The organism is Derxia gummosa DSM 723 (assembly GCF_000482785.1).
Taxonomy (GTDB): Bacteria; Pseudomonadota; Gammaproteobacteria; order Burkholderiales; family Burkholderiaceae_E; genus Derxia; species Derxia gummosa.
The window spans coordinates 313,502-328,660 of sequence record NZ_AXWS01000014.1; the positions used below are offsets into that span (position 1 = coordinate 313,502).

Annotated in this window: 10 protein-coding genes; 1 reads left to right on the forward strand and 9 read right to left on the reverse strand. The window is 67.2% G+C overall.

What is annotated here, in order from left to right:
* Nucleotides 1-6: 6 nt before the first annotated feature.
* From H566_RS0114785 to H566_RS25420, 4 genes are read right to left on the reverse strand one after another with little or no spacing between them, the layout of a single operon-like run.
* Nucleotides 7-954: a polysaccharide biosynthesis tyrosine autokinase gene (locus tag H566_RS0114785; protein WP_245591367.1), complete on the reverse strand. Its 948-nt coding sequence runs from the start codon at nucleotides 952-954 to the stop codon at nucleotides 7-9.
* A gap of 30 nt (nucleotides 955-984) precedes the next feature.
* On the reverse strand, nucleotides 985-2,412 hold the full coding sequence (gene epsF / locus H566_RS25415; RefSeq protein ID WP_051378807.1) for a chain length determinant protein EpsF: 1,428 nt from the start codon (nucleotides 2,410-2,412) through the stop codon (nucleotides 985-987).
* A 14-nt stretch (nucleotides 2,413-2,426) separates the two neighbouring features.
* Nucleotides 2,427-3,251, reverse strand: coding sequence for a polysaccharide export protein EpsE (gene epsE, locus H566_RS0114795; RefSeq protein WP_034411862.1), 825 nt, complete (start codon nucleotides 3,249-3,251; stop codon nucleotides 2,427-2,429).
* Nucleotides 3,230-4,714 (reverse strand): sugar transferase, encoded by a 1,485-nt coding sequence (locus H566_RS25420; RefSeq protein WP_425387957.1) that lies wholly within the window; start codon nucleotides 4,712-4,714, stop codon nucleotides 3,230-3,232. The genes epsE and H566_RS25420 overlap by 22 nt, the downstream gene beginning before the upstream one ends.
* Before the next feature lie 275 nt (nucleotides 4,715-4,989).
* Here H566_RS25420 and H566_RS0114805 point away from each other — a divergent pair, with 275 nt between their 5' ends.
* Nucleotides 4,990-6,318, forward strand: coding sequence for a hypothetical protein (locus tag H566_RS0114805; protein WP_156924448.1), 1,329 nt, complete (start codon nucleotides 4,990-4,992; stop codon nucleotides 6,316-6,318).
* Between the two features lie 75 nt (nucleotides 6,319-6,393).
* On the opposite strand, the gene H566_RS0114810 is transcribed toward H566_RS0114805, so the two are convergent.
* The 5 genes from H566_RS0114810 to priA all read right to left on the reverse strand — a co-directional run bounded on the left by H566_RS0114810 (nucleotide 6,394) and on the right by priA (nucleotide 14,901).
* Nucleotides 6,394-7,494 (reverse strand): SLC13 family permease, encoded by a 1,101-nt coding sequence (locus H566_RS0114810; protein ID WP_028312042.1) that lies wholly within the window; start codon nucleotides 7,492-7,494, stop codon nucleotides 6,394-6,396.
* A gap of 32 nt (nucleotides 7,495-7,526) precedes the next feature.
* Nucleotides 7,527-9,569 (reverse strand): UvrD-helicase domain-containing protein, encoded by a 2,043-nt coding sequence (locus H566_RS0114815; RefSeq protein ID WP_028312043.1) that lies wholly within the window; start codon nucleotides 9,567-9,569, stop codon nucleotides 7,527-7,529.
* A gap of 92 nt (nucleotides 9,570-9,661) precedes the next feature.
* Nucleotides 9,662-10,732, reverse strand: coding sequence for an alginate O-acetyltransferase AlgX-related protein (locus H566_RS0114820; RefSeq protein ID WP_028312044.1), 1,071 nt, complete (start codon nucleotides 10,730-10,732; stop codon nucleotides 9,662-9,664).
* A gap of 3 nt (nucleotides 10,733-10,735) precedes the next feature.
* Entirely contained in the window at nucleotides 10,736-12,334 is a 1,599-nt protein-coding gene (locus H566_RS0114825) for an MBOAT family O-acyltransferase (protein ID WP_245591368.1), read from the reverse strand.
* Between the two features lie 209 nt (nucleotides 12,335-12,543).
* Nucleotides 12,544-14,901, reverse strand: a complete 2,358-nt coding sequence (gene priA / locus H566_RS0114830) for a replication restart helicase PriA (RefSeq protein WP_034411866.1) — start codon at nucleotides 14,899-14,901, stop codon at nucleotides 12,544-12,546.
* Nucleotides 14,902-15,159 lie beyond the last annotated feature (258 nt).

Genomic DNA, 15,159 nt, shown 5'->3' on the forward strand with positions numbered 1-15,159 from the left:
CGGCGCTCAGAACTCGTTCAGCACCACGCCGACGATCTTGCAGCCGGTCTCGCGCAGGCTGGCGCTGAAATCGCGCAACTGCGAGGCGCCCGTGCGGTCCTTGCGCGTGACCACGATGGCGTGGCCGCAGCGGGCGGCGATCGCGCGCGCATCCGAACCGTAGGAGCCGGGCGGCGTGTCGAGCAGGACATAGGAGAACTTGCTGCTGAACTCGCGCAGCAGCAGCGAGAAGGCCGGACGCTCGATGAGTTCGAGCGGGTTCGGCGGCGTCACGCCCACGGGCAGTAGCGCGAGACTCGGGAAGCCCCGCACCTTGTGGATCACGTCGGCCTGGGTGCGACCCGACAGCACGCCGGCAAGGCCGATGCTCTTGGGGCTGGCGAACATCTCGTGCTGGCGCGGCTTGCGGAAGTCGGCATCGACGAGGATGGTGCGGCGGCCCAGCTGGGCGAAGGCGATCGCCAGGTTGCCGGCCACGTAGCTGCGGCCTTCGCCGCTGTTGGGGCTGACGATGGCGATCGGGATCTGCGTTTGCGCCGGATCGGAGAGCGGACCCGACAGCAGGTGCGAACGCACGCCGCGGATGGCTTCGGCGGCCGCCGTGAACGGCGCGGTCGCGCACACCAGCTCGGGCGCGAGGCCCGAGTCGGCGCTGCTGTCGTAGGGATAGTGGAACTGGCGCGCAAGCGCGAAGCGCACGAGATCGGCCGAGGCATAGCCCAGCTCGATCGCGGCCTCGCCGAAGCGGATGCCACGGTTGCGCTGGTGGGCCAGGATCTCGTTGATCTGGTCGGTACTGAGCGCGGCGACTTCCTTGAGGATCTCGCCAAGGGGGCGGTCGCGCAGTTCGGCATCGGCCGCGAGCGTCTGATCGACAGCGGCGTCGCGGGCGACGATGGTCTCGACGCCTTGCGGATGGATCTCGGCCGACGCGGGACGGGTATGCATGTTCATGACTCAGGAATCCTTCGAGCGGTTCACGCTTCAGCGGCCAAGCAGACCCTTGGGATTACCACCGCCCGGCAGGGCAACGGCAGGCGAGCCCTGCAACCGGGCGCTGGCCGGCGGCAGTACGCCGAGGATCGGCGCATCGACGAAATCGGCGGCGTCGTAGACGGTGCGCACTCGGCGGTCGGCCAGCTCGACGAGGATGGCCACGCACAGCGCGAGCAATGCGCCGCCCACCATCGAGACGAGGATGTTCAGGAAGACCTTGGGCTTGGACGCGATCGCCGGCACGGTGGCGGCGTTGAGTACGGTGGCATCGGTGACGCTGGCCTGGCTCTGGATGTTGCTTTCGGCGAAGCGCTGGAGCGCGAGGTCGAACACCTTCTGCGCGCTGTCGACTTCACGCGAGAGCACCGACAGATCGTCGCGCTGGCGACCGAATTCGAGCACCTTCTGGCGCTGGTTCTCGACGGCGCGACGCAGCTCGGCCTCGCGCTGTTCGCTGGCTTGGCTGGCGCTGCCCATGCTGCCCGACAGCGAGCGCAGTTCGCGGTCGAGGCTGGCCTGGGCGGTCTGGAGCTGGGCCGCGCGCTGCTGGTAGGACGGATGGTTCGGGCCGTAGGCCTTGGCGGCCTGATCGAGTTCGCTCTGGGCGCGGGCGACCTCGGAGCGCAGCTGCGTGATGATCCCCGAGGTGGCGATCTCGGGAATGGCGGAGCCTGCGCGGCCGCCCTGGAGCGCGCGGGCGCGGGCATCGGCCGAGGCGCCCTGGGCCTGCGACAGCTGCGACGACAGCTCGGCGAGACGGGCGCTCTCGATGTCCATGCGCGCGTCCGATACGGCGATCTTGTTCTCCTGCTGGTAGGCGGAGAGCTTGGCCTGGGCACGTTCGAGGTCGGAGCGCAGCGTCTTGAGCTGCTCGTTGAAGAACTCGGCGCTCTGACGCGCCGGCTGGGTGCGCATCTGCGTGGTGAAGCCGCGATAGGCGTCGGCGAAGCCGTTGGCGATGGCGGCGGCGGTCTCGGGGTTGGGCCAGGTCACGCTGATGGTGAGCAGCTGGCTGTCCTTGGCGGCGGCGACGTCGATGCGCTTGCCGAGCACCTCGGAGGCAAACTCCTCCGGCGAGCGCACATCGGTGGCCTCGGCCAGCTCACGCTTGATGAGCGGCTCTTCCAGCAGGTTGAGCTTGCGCACGACCTGGGTGGCGATGCGCTTGCTCTGGAGGATCTGCGCCTGCGTGGCCATGTAGGTGGCGGCGAGCTGGGGCGTCATCATCGCGATGGAGCCGCCGCTGTTGCCGAGCACGTCACCGCCCTTGGGATCGATGACGAAGTTGACCGAGGCCGTGTACTGCTTCGGCAGGATCAGCGACAGCACGGTGGTCACGCCGACCACGGTCGCGAACACGGCGACCGCGATGGTCCAGCGGGCGCGGACGACGGTGAGGAGTTGGAGGAAGTTCATGACCCGGGCTCTTCTTAGAAGACGCTTTCGCGCACGTAGATCACGTCATCGGGCTGGATGACGGTCGTCGGACCGACCTGCGGCACATCGGTCGTCCTGCCTTCGGCATCGCGGCGCGCGACACGCACGCCACGCTCCGTGCCGCGCAGCGAGATGCCGCCGCCAGCCGAGACCGCCTGCTGCACGGTCATGTTGCGTTCGAGGCGGTAGGCGCCCGGGCGATTCACTTCGCCGTAGATGTAGAACACGGGCGCGCGGCGCACGTACAGCACGTCGCCGGCCTGGAGCTTCACGTCCGGCGCCGGTGTCGCGCCGGCGGCGTAGCGGGCTTCGAGGTCGTAGCCGATGTTCTTGGTGACACCACCTTCGCTGCGGCTGAGGACCACCACGTCGGCGCCGGTGGCTGCCACGCCGCCCGCCATCGCGATCATGTCGGTCAGGCCATAGTCGAGATCGAGCGGAAAGCGGCCCGGACGATTCACATTTCCGAGCACCGACACGAGATGCGAGCGGTAGTCGGTGACATTCACGAGCACCTGCGGCGCCTTCACGAACTGGCCGTCCTGGAGCTTCTTGGCGATGAGTTGCTCGACCTGGCGGGGGGTGAGGTCGCGCACGCTGAACTCGCCGATGAGCGGAAAGTTGACCGTGTCGCTGCCGCTCACGCGGGTCTCGATCGACAGGTCGGCGTTCTGGAACACGACGATGCGCAGCAGGTCGCCGGCACCGAGCAGATAGCGCTCGTCACGCGTCTGGGCCTTGGCGGACACGGCGGTGCCGAAGGCGATGGCGAAGAAAAGCAGTCCGAGCAGCCTGCTCAGGAAGGCGCGGTTACGCATGTGGATTCGCATGGGAGGGAGAGAAGGGTTGGGTTGCGCGCGGACCGGCCCGGTCCGCAGCGGGACGCAAGGTTCAGTACGCGTTGGTTCGGTTGGTGAACACCGCGAGTGTCTTCCAGACGATGTACAGGTCGAGGCCGAGGGACCAGCGGCGCAGGTATTCGAGGTCGTATTCGATCCGCGCCTGCATCTTGTCGAGGGTCTCGGTCTCGCCGCGAAAGCCGTTCACCTGCGCCCAGCCGGTGATGCCCGGCTTGACCTTGTGGCGAATCATGTAGCCCTTGATGAGCTTGCGGTACTGCTCGTTGTGCGCGACCGCGTGCGGCCGGGGGCCGACGATGCTCATCGTGCCGATGAGCACATTGAAGAACTGCGGCAGTTCGTCGAGCGAGGTCTTGCGCAGGAAGCCTGCCGAACGGGGTGATGCGCTTGTCGTTGCGCTGGGCCTGCTTCACCTCGCCGCCGTTTTCCGTCACGGTCATGCTGCGGAACTTGAAGACCATGATCTCGCGCCCGTCCAGGCCGTAACGGCGCTGGCGGAAGATGATCGGACCCGGGCTGCTGAGCTTCACGCCCAGGGCCACGACCGCGAGGATGGGACTGATCATGAGGATGATCAGGCTGGCGAGAATGACGTCGCTGATGCGCTTGACGAGGCCGTTGATGCCCACGAATGGCGTCTCGCACACGGCCAGCACCGGCACGCCGTTGATGTCGTCGATGCGCGCCTGGATCAGGTCGAACATGAAGATGTCGGGCACGAAGTAGATCGAGGCCGTCGTGTCCTTCATCTCGTCGAGCAGTGCGAGCAGGCGCGGCTGGTGCGCCATCGGCAGTGCGATGAACACCGCCTCGACCGCGTTCTTCTTGACGTACTCGGCCACCGTATCGATGGAGCCGAGCAGCGGGCCCTCTTCGAGCGGAGGCTGGCGGTCGCCGGTGCGGTCATCGAAGAAGCCGACGAACTGGAAGCCGAGCGCGGGCTCCTCGCGCAGGTTGCGCGCGAGCTTGCGGCCGGCGTCGTTGGCCGCCACCACCACCGTCTTGCGGAAGCCGTCGATCGCGAGCAACTGCGGCGTGAGGCGCGGAATGATGCGGTGCGCCGCGTAAAGCGCCACCGGCGTGATCGCGAACCACACCGCGAGCATCAGCGGATCGAAATGCCAGATGAAGCGCGTGGCCCAGCCGAAGAACAGCATGAGGCCGAAAGTGAGGAACCAGCCCGCGCATACCGAGACCAGCAGTCCGCGCTTGATCTTGCGGATCGATACCTCGCCGGGAAAGGTGAGCGAGAACGCGATCATCGCGAGCACCAGTTCGGCGCCGCCGAAAGGATGCCCGGCGAGCAATGCCGCGACGAGCAAGCTCAGCACGACGATCGTGGGCTCGACCGACATCCGGACGAGGCCGATGAAGGACGCTCGACCGCGCGAGAACGCGACTTGTGGGGTCTGAAGGATCATGGGTGCGGGAGGGGTAGGAGTTGATCACCTTACCGGAAGGGCTTTTGGCCTACGGGCGAGGATGCACGACTAGTGCCATGCAGTTCAAACGTTCGGGGCCGATCGTTTCAAGTGCCGCGCCGGGAGGGGAACGACCATCAGCCCGCAAGCATCCACCGCGCGACGGCAGGCGTTCATTTCAACGCGTGGTTGGCGCGACAGGCGTGTAAATTCGGGCGCCGAAAAGCCGCCCATCCCTCCCTGCGAGCACTTACGGTCAAGGAAAGCAAAGCACGATGAAATCCCGTGGACAGCTGTTGAACACCTGCTTCGCGCCGCGCCGGCCGTCCCGCATCGCGCTTGCCATCGCGGCCACGGGTTCGCTGTGGTACTCGACCGCCGGCGCCCAGTTGCTGCCCTTCGACGCGACGCCCGAGCGCACCGGTTTCAGCTTTTCGACCGGCCTTTCCGTTTCCTCCGACAGCAACATCCTGCGCCTGCCCGACGGCGTGACGCCGCAGGACCGTTCCCCCACGCTCGGCACCCAGCGCAGCGACGTGACGATCGCGCCCTTCATCGACGGCAAGGCGCGGGTCCAGTTGAGCCGGCAGGTGTTCATCGCCGACGCCAACGTCCGCTACAACACCTTCCGCACCTACGACCGCTTCGACAGCACGCTGCGCAACGGCAGCCTCAGCTGGCTCTGGCAGCTCGGCAACGAGTTCGACGGCACCATGAACGCGGCACGCACCGAGACGCAGACCGCGATCGCCAACCAGTCGCAAGCGCTTTCATCGCTGGCGGCGGGTCTCAACAAGCTTTCGACCAACCGGCTCGAATTCACCGGCAACTACCGCCCGCGCCCCGACCGCCGGCTCACCTTCAATGCGTCGCGCAGCGAGTCGTCCAACTCGTCGAACTTCCTGCGCACGAGCGACAACCGCATCAGTACCGTCGGTCTCCAGGCCGGCTACCGCAATGGTCGCGACGATGATGTCTATCTGTACGGCTCGCTGACCGACGGTTACTACCCGAATCGGGTCATCGACTCCAGCCGGCCGATCGACAACAGCTATCGCCAGCGCGAAGGCGGCGTCGGCTTCATCTACCGGCCGGGCGGTTTCACCGACGTGCAGGGCCGCATCGGCTGGGCGCGCCGTCATCACGACCAAGTGCCTGAGCGCGATTTCTGGGGCCCGGTCGCCTCGCTCACGCTCCGCTACCAGCTCAGCGGCAAGTGGCGCGCCGAGTTCAGCGGCGCGCGCACCGCGAGCGGCACCGATGCCTACGACCGCGTGTACACGCTGGCCTCGTCGCTCGACGGGAAGCTCAGCTACAGCATCACGCCCAAGCTGACGGCGAGCATCGAACAGATGTGGCGGCGCGACGATTACCGCGGCGATCCGAACAGCATCGCGTCGCAGCTCTCGACGCGCCCGGCGCGCCTCGACAACTCGCTCGAAAGCACGCTGTCCTTCGACTGGCTGCCCTATGACCGCTGGAGCGTGGGCCTGCAGTTCCAGCGCGTCTCGCGCGATTCGAACCAGACCAATTCCGACGGCACGCCGCTGTACGACTACAAGGCGAACGTCGTGATGCTGACCACGCAGTACCGCTTCCGCTGACCGCTCCGGAGTCACCCGCGACTCCGGGCCGCCGGATTCGCGCGTGCGCTGGCTGCCGCCGGGTCGCGCCTCGCGTCAGCCCGGCGGCAGCCAGCGCACCAGCAGCGCGAGCAGCAGCAGGAAGGGCAGCGACCAGAGGTGGAACAGCAGCATCCGCCCTTCCCTGCCCGCGAGCCGCAGCGCGATCAGGTTGGCGAGCGAGCCGACCACGCAGCCGAAGCCGCCCACGCTCACCGCCACGGCGAGCGTGTGCCAGTCGTCCGACAGCCGGGCCAGCAGGATGGCTGCCGGCACGTTGCTGATGAGCTGTGACAGCCCGATGCCGATCCAGTACAGCCGCGCCGGCTGATCGACGCCCAGCCCCGCGACCGCCGCGCGCACCGGCGCCAGTCCGGCCAGCAGGCCCAGGTCGACGAACATCAGCGCGAACACCAGGATCAGCCCCCAGTCCATGCGCGCCAGCAGCCGGGGCCGCCACCACGCGAACAGCCCGAGCACCAGCGCGCAGGCCAGCGGCGCCCGATGCAGGTGCATGAGCACCAGGAAGGGCGCATACAGTGCAAGCGCGTGCAGCATCAGCGGTCGGTCGAGCGCCGGCTGCTCGGCGGGCGGCAGCAGCGTAAGCGCCCGGCCCCTGAAGCCGCACACCGCGAACGCCACCAGCAGGCCGCACGCAAGCGCCACCACCGGCAGCATCGCGAGCATGAAATCGCCGAAACCGACGCCGCTGCGATGCCAGAGGAACAGGTTCTGCGGATTGCCGATCGGCGTGAGCGCCGAACCTGCATTGACCGCGAGCGCCTCGAACACCACCAGCCGCGCGACCGGCAGTTGCGCCAGCCGCCCGAGCGACAGCGTGAACGGCAGCAGCACGAACAGCGCGACATCGTTGGTGAGCACCATCGACAGCAGCGCCGCCGCGATCACCAGCCCCACAGCCAGCGAACGCTCGCCGGGCACGCGCCGCACCAGCCGCATCCCTGCCAGATGCAACGCATGACTCTGCTCGACCGCCTTGGTCAGCACCAGCAGGCCGGCGAGCGCGGCCAGCGTGTCGAAGTCGATCAGCGCGGGCCAGCGCGCGAGCGGCAGTGTCGTGGCCCAGGCCAGCGGCGGCAGCGCGAGCAGCAGGACCAGCAGTACGCGATCGCCCAGCAGCGCGCGCAGCCAGCGCACGAACGGTCGTGCGGGTTGAAGCGGCGGCGCTGTCACTTGCCGAGCATCGCCTTGAGATTCGCAAACATGGCTCGCGAATCCGGCTTTTCCTCGGGCTTGCGCTGCTGCTGCGGCGCGTCCAGCCCCATCTCGTTGATGAAGCGGCTCGGCTCGCAGTTGATGGCCTGGCTCTGCTTGCCGCGACCGCGCTTGCGGCGCCGGCACAGGCTCACATGCAGCGAACGCTGGGCGCGCGTGATGCCCACGTACATGAGGCGGCGCTCTTCCTCGATGCGCGCGACGCCCTCGGCCTCGTCCTCGCCCGCATCATCGGGGCGGGTGTGCGGCAGCAGCCCTTCCTCCACGCCGACCAGGAAGACGTGCGGGTACTCCAGCCCCTTCGACGCATGCAGCGTCGAGAGCCGGACCGCGTCGGCCTCGGAATCCTTGTTGTCCATCATCGAGATGAGCGCGACCGTCTGCGCCACCTCGATGAGGGTGCGCGGCTTGTGGAACTCGTCTTCCGCCGCGCGCTTCTTTATCCACTCGACGAATTCCAGCACGTTGCTCCACTTGTTCTGCGCGGCGCGCTGGTCGTGCTGGTCGTAGAGCCAGGCTTCGTACTCGATGGCCTTGAGCAACTCCAGCACCAGCGCGCCGACGGCTTCCTCGCCGGTCTCGCGCTCGGCGCGGTAGGTCACGCGGTTGATGAATTCGCCGAAGTCGCGGATGTCGTCGAGCTTGCGGCCGAGCCGGTCGTGGGCGCCGGGCAGGAAGGCGGCCTCGAACATCGACACCTTGCGTTCGCCCGCATAGGCGCCGAGCGCTTCGAGCGTGGTCGGGCCGATTCCGCGCTTGGGCGTGGTGATGGCGCGGATGAAGGCCGGGTCGTCATCGCCGTTGGCCATGAGGCGCAGGTAGGACGTGAGGTCCTTGATTTCGGCGCGCTCGAAGAAGCTCTGGCCGCCCGAGAGCACGTACGGAATCTTCTCGTTGCGCAGCGCCTGCTCGATCACGCGCGCCTGGTGGTTGGAGCGGTAGAGCACGGCGTAGTCGCGGAAGGTCGCGCGGCGCTCGAACTTGTGGCCGATGAGGCGCAGCGCGATCTCCTTGGCCTCGTCCTCGTCGGTCTCGTACACCTTGAGGCTGATCGGGTCGCCGAGACCGTGATCGCTCCAGAGCTTCTTCTCGTACACCTTGGGGTTGTGCGAGATGACCGAGTTGGCCGCCGCGAGGATGCGCTGGCTGGAGCGGTAGTTCTGTTCCAGCTTGATGACCTTGAGCTGGGGCCAGTCCTTTTCGAGCTGGGTGATGTTCTCGATCGAGGCGCCGCGCCAGGCGTAGATGGACTGGTCGTCGTCACCCACGGCCGTGAAGGCACCCGCCGAGCCGGGCCGACGCGCAAGCAACTTCATCAGCGCGTACTGGCAGGCGTTGGTGTCCTGATACTCATCCACCAGCAGGTAGCGCAGCCGGCCCTGCCAGTGCACGAGCCGGTCGTGGTGCTCGGTGAAGAGGCGCACCGGCAGGCGGATGAGGTCGTCGAAATCGACGGCCTGGTAGGCGCGCAGCGTGGCGTCGTAGGAGCGGAAGGCACGCGCCGCGATGATTTCTTCCTCGCTGCGGGCGGCGTCGTTGGCGGCGTCAGGATCGACGAGGCCGTTCTTCCACAGCGAGATCTGGTTCTGCACCGCCTTGATCTGCTTCTTGTCGGTGGTGGCGAGGGCTTCCTGGAGGATGCCGTAGGCGTCGCTCGAATCAAGGATCGAGAAGCTCGGCTTGAGGCCGATGTGCTCGCCCTCGGCGCGCAGCAGCCGCACGCCCAGCGAGTGGAAGGTGCTCACCACCAGGCCGCGCGCCGACTTGCCTTCGGTCTTGAGCAGACCATCGGCCCGCTCCTTCATCTCGCTTGCGGCTTTGTTGGTGAAGGTGAGCGCGGCGATCTGGCGGGCTTCATAGCCGCTGCCGATCAGGTGGGCGATCTTGGCGGTGATGACGCGCGTCTTGCCCGAGCCCGCGCCCGCGAGCACGAGGCAGGGGCGGTCGATGGTATTGACGGCGTCTTGCTGGGGAGCGTTGAGCGGGAAGGAGGACATGGCGGCGCGCTTCTTGGACACCTGCGGCGGATTCGCCCCGGCGGGGCGGCGACAGGCCGGGCGAGTCTAGCAAGGCGACCCGGGCGCGCCGCTCAGTGCCAGATGCCCCGGTCGCGCAGTTCGCGCTCGATCTCGCGGGCGACGATGCGATGGCCTTCGGCATTCCAGTGCACGTCGCGCGGCCAATAGTCGAAGCGGCGTGGCGCGCTGGCGTATTCGGCGCGGAACACAGGCTCTAGATCGACCACGCCGAAGCCGGCCGCGCGCGCCGCCGCCGCGAACTCGGGCAGACAGGCGGTATCCGCCGCCGGCGACGGCTTGCCCGTCGGATAGAGCAGCGAACGCTGACCGTCGAACACCAGCACCACGCGCTCGGGCGGGAGGCCGGCCGCGCCGGGAAAGGTCTCGAGGAAATGCTCGTAGATCGGCCGGCATTCGGCCGAGGTCATCGGCGCATAGGCGCCCGTGACCGGCGCATCCGCGCCATCGCCCGGTCGGCCACCCTTGAAGACTGGCGTCTGGCCGAACTTGAGATTGCCGCGGAAGTAATTGAGCAGCGAGGAATGCATCGCCACCTGCTTGGTCACCGAGCGCCGCGAATCGGGCGGCAGGTATTGCGGCGGCAGCCAGTCATCGCCCTCGCGCCGGTAGTTGTAGAAACCGGTGACGGGCAGCATCGATTCGTAGATGTCGTTGCGCGAGATGAGCACCACCGCGCCCTGCGGCGAATAGCGGCGTTTCGCCTCGGCGGCCTGACCGGTGTAGGTGGGCAATTGGGCACCGCTGCTGCCGAGGTTGTAGATCTGGGTATTGTCGGCACGGCGAGCATTCAGCAGACCGTCGATGGTCTGGCTGTCCGGAATCATCATCGCCTGAATATAGCTGTCGCCGAGCAGGGCGATCATCGGCGCGCCGTCGGTGTATTCGAGCGTCGAATGGAAGCCGAGCTTGTTGATGGTCGGCCGGTTGGCCTCGCTCATGTCCCAGTCAGTCGAATAGGTGGTGGTATTCGGCTCCAGGCGCGGACCGCGCCATTCATTCGAAGCCAGCGCGCCCCAGGCGGCGCGATTGACCGGCATGGCCGACAGCACAATTTCGCCGCACAGCAGCGCGGCGGCAATGCCGACGCCGATCGCGATCGCATTCTTGATCAGGGAAGGCATGGCTCAGAAATTGAAGTAGATGAATTCCGAAACGCCGCGCGCGCTGGTGAGGAGCACGGCAAACACGCAGATGGGCACCGAAGCGCCCACCAGCGCCGCGGCGCGCCAGGACATCGCATCGCGCACGCCGGCAAAACGCTCGCTCACGTATTTCGAGATGGTGATGCTGTTGGGCAGGGCCACGGCGATGAAGCCGAGCAGCAGCGTGATGCCGATCTGGCGCAGGCCACCCACCGCAGGCGCGTCGACGCAGGCCTGGAGGTAGTCGCAGCGACCGTAGTCAGCCAGGCTGCCGAGGCCGTTGGCGCCGGCCATGCCCCTCACGATGCCGAGTGCGATCTCGACGCTGGTGGCGCGGAAGAACACCCAGGCGACGATCACCGCCGCCATCGTTACGAGCCAGGCCAGCACCGCGTAACCGCGCGTCGCGAACAGCGGCGCCAGCGGCTTGAGCACGCCGTCCTTGGCGGCCTTCCAGGCGTGGTTGACCATCAGGTAGGCGCCGTGCAGCGCGCCCCAGACCACGAAGGTCCAGGCAGCGCCGTGCCACAGGCCGCCCAGCACCATCGTGAGCACAAGATTGAAATAGCGCCGTGCCTTGCCGCGCCTGTTGCCGCCAAGAGCGATGTAGAGGTAGTCGCGCAGAAAGCTAGACAGCGAGATATGCCAGCGCCGCCAGAATTCGACGATATTCACCGACTTGTACGGCGAATTGAAATTGAACGGCAGCCGGACGCCGAACAGCAGCGAAATGCCAACCGCCATGTCGGAATAGCCCGAGAAATCGAAATAGAGCTGGAGCGAATAGGCAATGGCCCCCATCCACGACACGATGGCATTGGGCGCGGCATATTCGTGATCGAACAGCAGCGCCGCATAGGGCTGGATGCCGTCGGACAGCACCACTTTCTTGAGCAGGCCCATCGCCACCAGCGCGGCACCAGCGGCAATCACCTCGCCGCGTACCCTGTAGGTTTCGGGCGTGGCGAATTGCGGCATCATTTCACCGTGATGCAGGATCGGGCCGGCAATCAGATGCGGGAAATAGGTAACGAACAGCAGGTATTCAAGGAAATGGCAATTCTTCACCTTGCCAGCGGCGGCATCGACCAGGAACGCAATCTGGGTAAAGGTGAAGAATGAAATACCGATCGGCAGAAAGATGTGCGGCACCGGAATGCCGAGGCCGAAGACATCATTGACCGATTGCGCGAAGAAGCCGGCGTACTTGAATACCGACAGCAACGCCAGATCGCCGATCACGCCGAGTGCGACCCAGCCGCGCGCCGAATTGCCGGCCTGTGTCGCCGCTAGGATGCGCAGGCCGCAGAAGTAATTGAACAGGATCGAGCCGAGCAGCAGGATCAATGCGCTCGGCATCCAGTAGGCATAGAAGGCGAGCGAGGCTCCGACCAGCAGACTGTTGACCATCCAGGTACGCTTGAATCGCGCGAGGAATCGGAACAGCAGATAAACCGCCGGGAAGAACACAAAGGCAAATTCAGGCGAATTGAATAGCATTCGAATTGCGTGGTGAAAGCACACATACGAACGGCCAAATCCGAGGACCGGCGTTCGCCCCAATTGCGAAAATTCTTGCACAGGGATTTGCGACGACTCCTGTCACGGCATGAGCGGGCGGACAGCCGGCAGGCAGGAGGCGACATGCCGCCGGTCGGGCAAATCGCGCCGCAGCATGGGCAAGCGGCTCGACGACCGGCCAGCGCGCGAGCGAAGCCGGCGCCGACCTGACACGGTCGGCGGTCGGCGGTCGGCGGTCGGCGGTCGGCGGATCGTTTGTGGAATCGCGCTCAGATGTCGATCGGATCGACTTCGAGATGCCAGCGCACCGATGGCGTGCCGCTGCGCGATTGCCGGCCCACCAGACGCTCCCCTCCGAAGGCGGCGATCCAGCGCGGCAGGAAAGCCTGGAGCCGCGCGCGCGAACCGGCCTCGACCAGCAGCTGGGCGCGCTCGATGTTGGCGACGCGCACGATGCTCATCGGTACCGGGTCGAACACGCCGATGCTGTCATCGTCGCCGAGCATGGCGCGGGCGTGGTCGCGCGCGTCGGCGAGGAAGCCGACGGCATCGGCGAGGTTGCGGGCCTCGGCGCGCAGCACGGCGTGATGGCTGTAGGGCGGCAGGCCGGCGGCCTGACGCTCGGCGAGCTGCTCGTGCGCGAAGGCGGAGTAGTCGTGTGCGACGAGCGCCGCGTAGAGGGGATGCGCGGGCACGCCGGTCTGCACCAGCACGCGCGCGGCAGGCGCGTCCGGATCGGCACCGGCGCGGCCTGCTCGCCCGGCCACCTGCATGAGCTGCTGGAACAGGCGCTCGGGCGCACGGAAATCGTGGCTGTAGAGGGCAGCGTCGGCCCCGAGCGCCACCACCAGCGCGACGTTCTGGAAGTCGTGCCCCTTGGCGACCATCTGCGTGCCTACCAGCACGTCGGCCTCGCCCGCGTGCACCTGGTCGAACAGCGCCTCGGCACTGCCCTTGCGGCGGGTGGAATCGGCATCGATGCGCACGATGCGCGCCGTGGGCAGCAGTTCGGCCAGCGCTTCCTCCACTCGCTGGGTACCGCGACCGAAGGGGCGCACGTCCTGGTTGCCGCAGGTGGGGCAGGCGCGCGGCACGCGGTGTTCGAGACCGCAGAGGTGGCAGTGCAGGCGTCGGTCGGACTTGTGCCACACGAGATGCGCGCTGCAACGCGGGCAGCTCGCGCCCCAGCCGCAGGACGGACAGGACAGCACCGGCGCATAGCCGCGCCGGTTGAGGAAGACGAGGCTCTGGCGGCCAGCCGCCAGACATTCGACGAGGGCACGCTGGACCTCGGCGCCGAGGCCGGTCATGGCTTCGTCGAGCAGGCGGAAGGCGGGCGGCGAGCCGACGACTGGGAAGGCGGCGGGCTTGATGCCGGAGGCGGCGGGTGCGTCGTGAAGCGCGGGCGGAGTGTCGACATCGGCCGGCGCGAGGTGGGGGGCGGTCATGCCTGCGCCTGCGGCGACAACTGACGCGGCTTCGGCGGCGTCCGGCATTGCGCCCTCAAGGCGCGGCACCGCGACTCGCGCAGCCGGCGCGCCCGACACAGCACCCGAGGCGACGATGCGGATCTCCGGCAGCGCGGCACCGGCGCGCGCTCGACCGGGCAGGTCGAGCCGCCGGTAGCGTCCGTTCTCGACATTCGCCCAGGACTCGAAGGACGGCGTGGCCGAGCCGAGTACCACCGGCACGCCAAGCTGATGCGCGCGCCACACCGCGAGGTCACGGGCCGAGTAGCGCAGGCCGTCCTGCTGCTTGTAGGAAGCGTCGTGCTCCTCGTCGACCACGATCAGGCCGAGGCGCGGCATGGGCGTGAAGATCGCCAGTCGCGTGCCGAGCACGATGTCGGCGGCGCCGCTCGCGGCCGCGAGCCAGCCGCGCAGGCGCTCCAGCTCGGCTAGACCGCTGTGCAGCGCGACGATGCGCCGGCCCGGAAACGCCGCCTCGACACGCGCAAGCAGCTGGGGCGTGAGGTTGATCTCGGGCACGAGCAGCAGCGCCTGCCGGCCACGGTCGAGCGCCTGCCGCGCGCCCGACAGGTACACCTCGGTCTTGCCGCTGCCAGTGATGCCGTGCAGCAGCAGCGGCGCGCCAGACGTGTCCAGGCCAGCGCCGATCGCATCAACGGCGGCCTGCTGGTCGGCATTCAGTCGCGGTCCATCGACGAACTCCCCAATGTTGCAAGCGCTTGCAAGACTGCTCAGCTCCTGCCTTGGCCGGGCCCGTCCGCGTCTGGGCTCTCGCGGTGCGAGCAGGCGATCAAGGCGCGGATTGGACCAGCGTCCGTCATCATCCTGCCGGTACTGGGCGATCGCGCGCAGCGACTGTGGCAGCGCTTGCAAGGCCGCTTCGCCCTCGCCGCGCTGGTAGTAGCGAGCTGCGAAGCCGATGAGTACGAGCCAGTCCTCGGGCAATGGCGGGAGCGCGCCGATGACCGCCACGCAATCACGCAGTCGGGTTGGATCCACCGTCGGCGTCTCGGTGAGTTCGAACACGATGCCCGTGACCGTGCTCCGCCCGAAGGGCACGAGCACGAGCGATCCACGTGAAACATTCAAGCCGGGCGGCAGCCGATACTCGAAATGCTCGCGGCTCGGCAGGTCGAGGCCGACACGGATCACGGCCATGACGTCATCCTCCGGGATCGACCGCTCATCCTGTGGACAAGTCTGTGGAACCAAGGCATTGCGCAGAATCGAAGCAACCGAAAATCATGGGCTTGCATCACCGACTTCGCGTAAGTCGGCGAATAAACCCAAAGCAAAACAATGGGTTGCGAGTCAAGTCGGCTTACATGCGAGAGCGCCGGCACTGCGTCCGGCAAGATTGCCGCTTGTGCATAAGTCGAGCCTGCGAGCACGCGGACAAGCCCCGGAAAGCAAGCG

Excerpts from the sequence above, each read along its gene's own strand:
- H566_RS0114785 (WP_245591367.1), bottom strand. The coding sequence starts at position 954 with ATGAACATGCATACCCGTCCCGCGTCGGCCGAGATCCATCCGCAAGGC.
- epsF (WP_051378807.1), bottom strand. The coding sequence starts at position 2,412 with ATGAACTTCCTCCAACTCCTCACCGTCGTCCGCGCCCGCTGGACCATC.
- epsE (WP_034411862.1), bottom strand. The coding sequence starts at position 3,251 with ATGCGTAACCGCGCCTTCCTGAGCAGGCTGCTCGGACTGCTTTTCTTC.
- H566_RS25420 (WP_425387957.1), bottom strand. The coding sequence starts at position 4,714 with ATGATCCTTCAGACCCCACAAGTCGCGTTCTCGCGCGGTCGAGCGTCC.
- H566_RS0114805 (WP_156924448.1), top strand. The coding sequence starts at position 4,990 with ATGAAATCCCGTGGACAGCTGTTGAACACCTGCTTCGCGCCGCGCCGG.
- H566_RS0114815 (WP_028312043.1), bottom strand. The coding sequence starts at position 9,569 with ATGTCCTCCTTCCCGCTCAACGCTCCCCAGCAAGACGCCGTCAATACC.
- H566_RS0114820 (WP_028312044.1), bottom strand. The coding sequence starts at position 10,732 with ATGCCTTCCCTGATCAAGAATGCGATCGCGATCGGCGTCGGCATTGCC.
- priA (WP_034411866.1), bottom strand. The coding sequence starts at position 14,901 with ATGGCCGTGATCCGTGTCGGCCTCGACCTGCCGAGCCGCGAGCATTTC.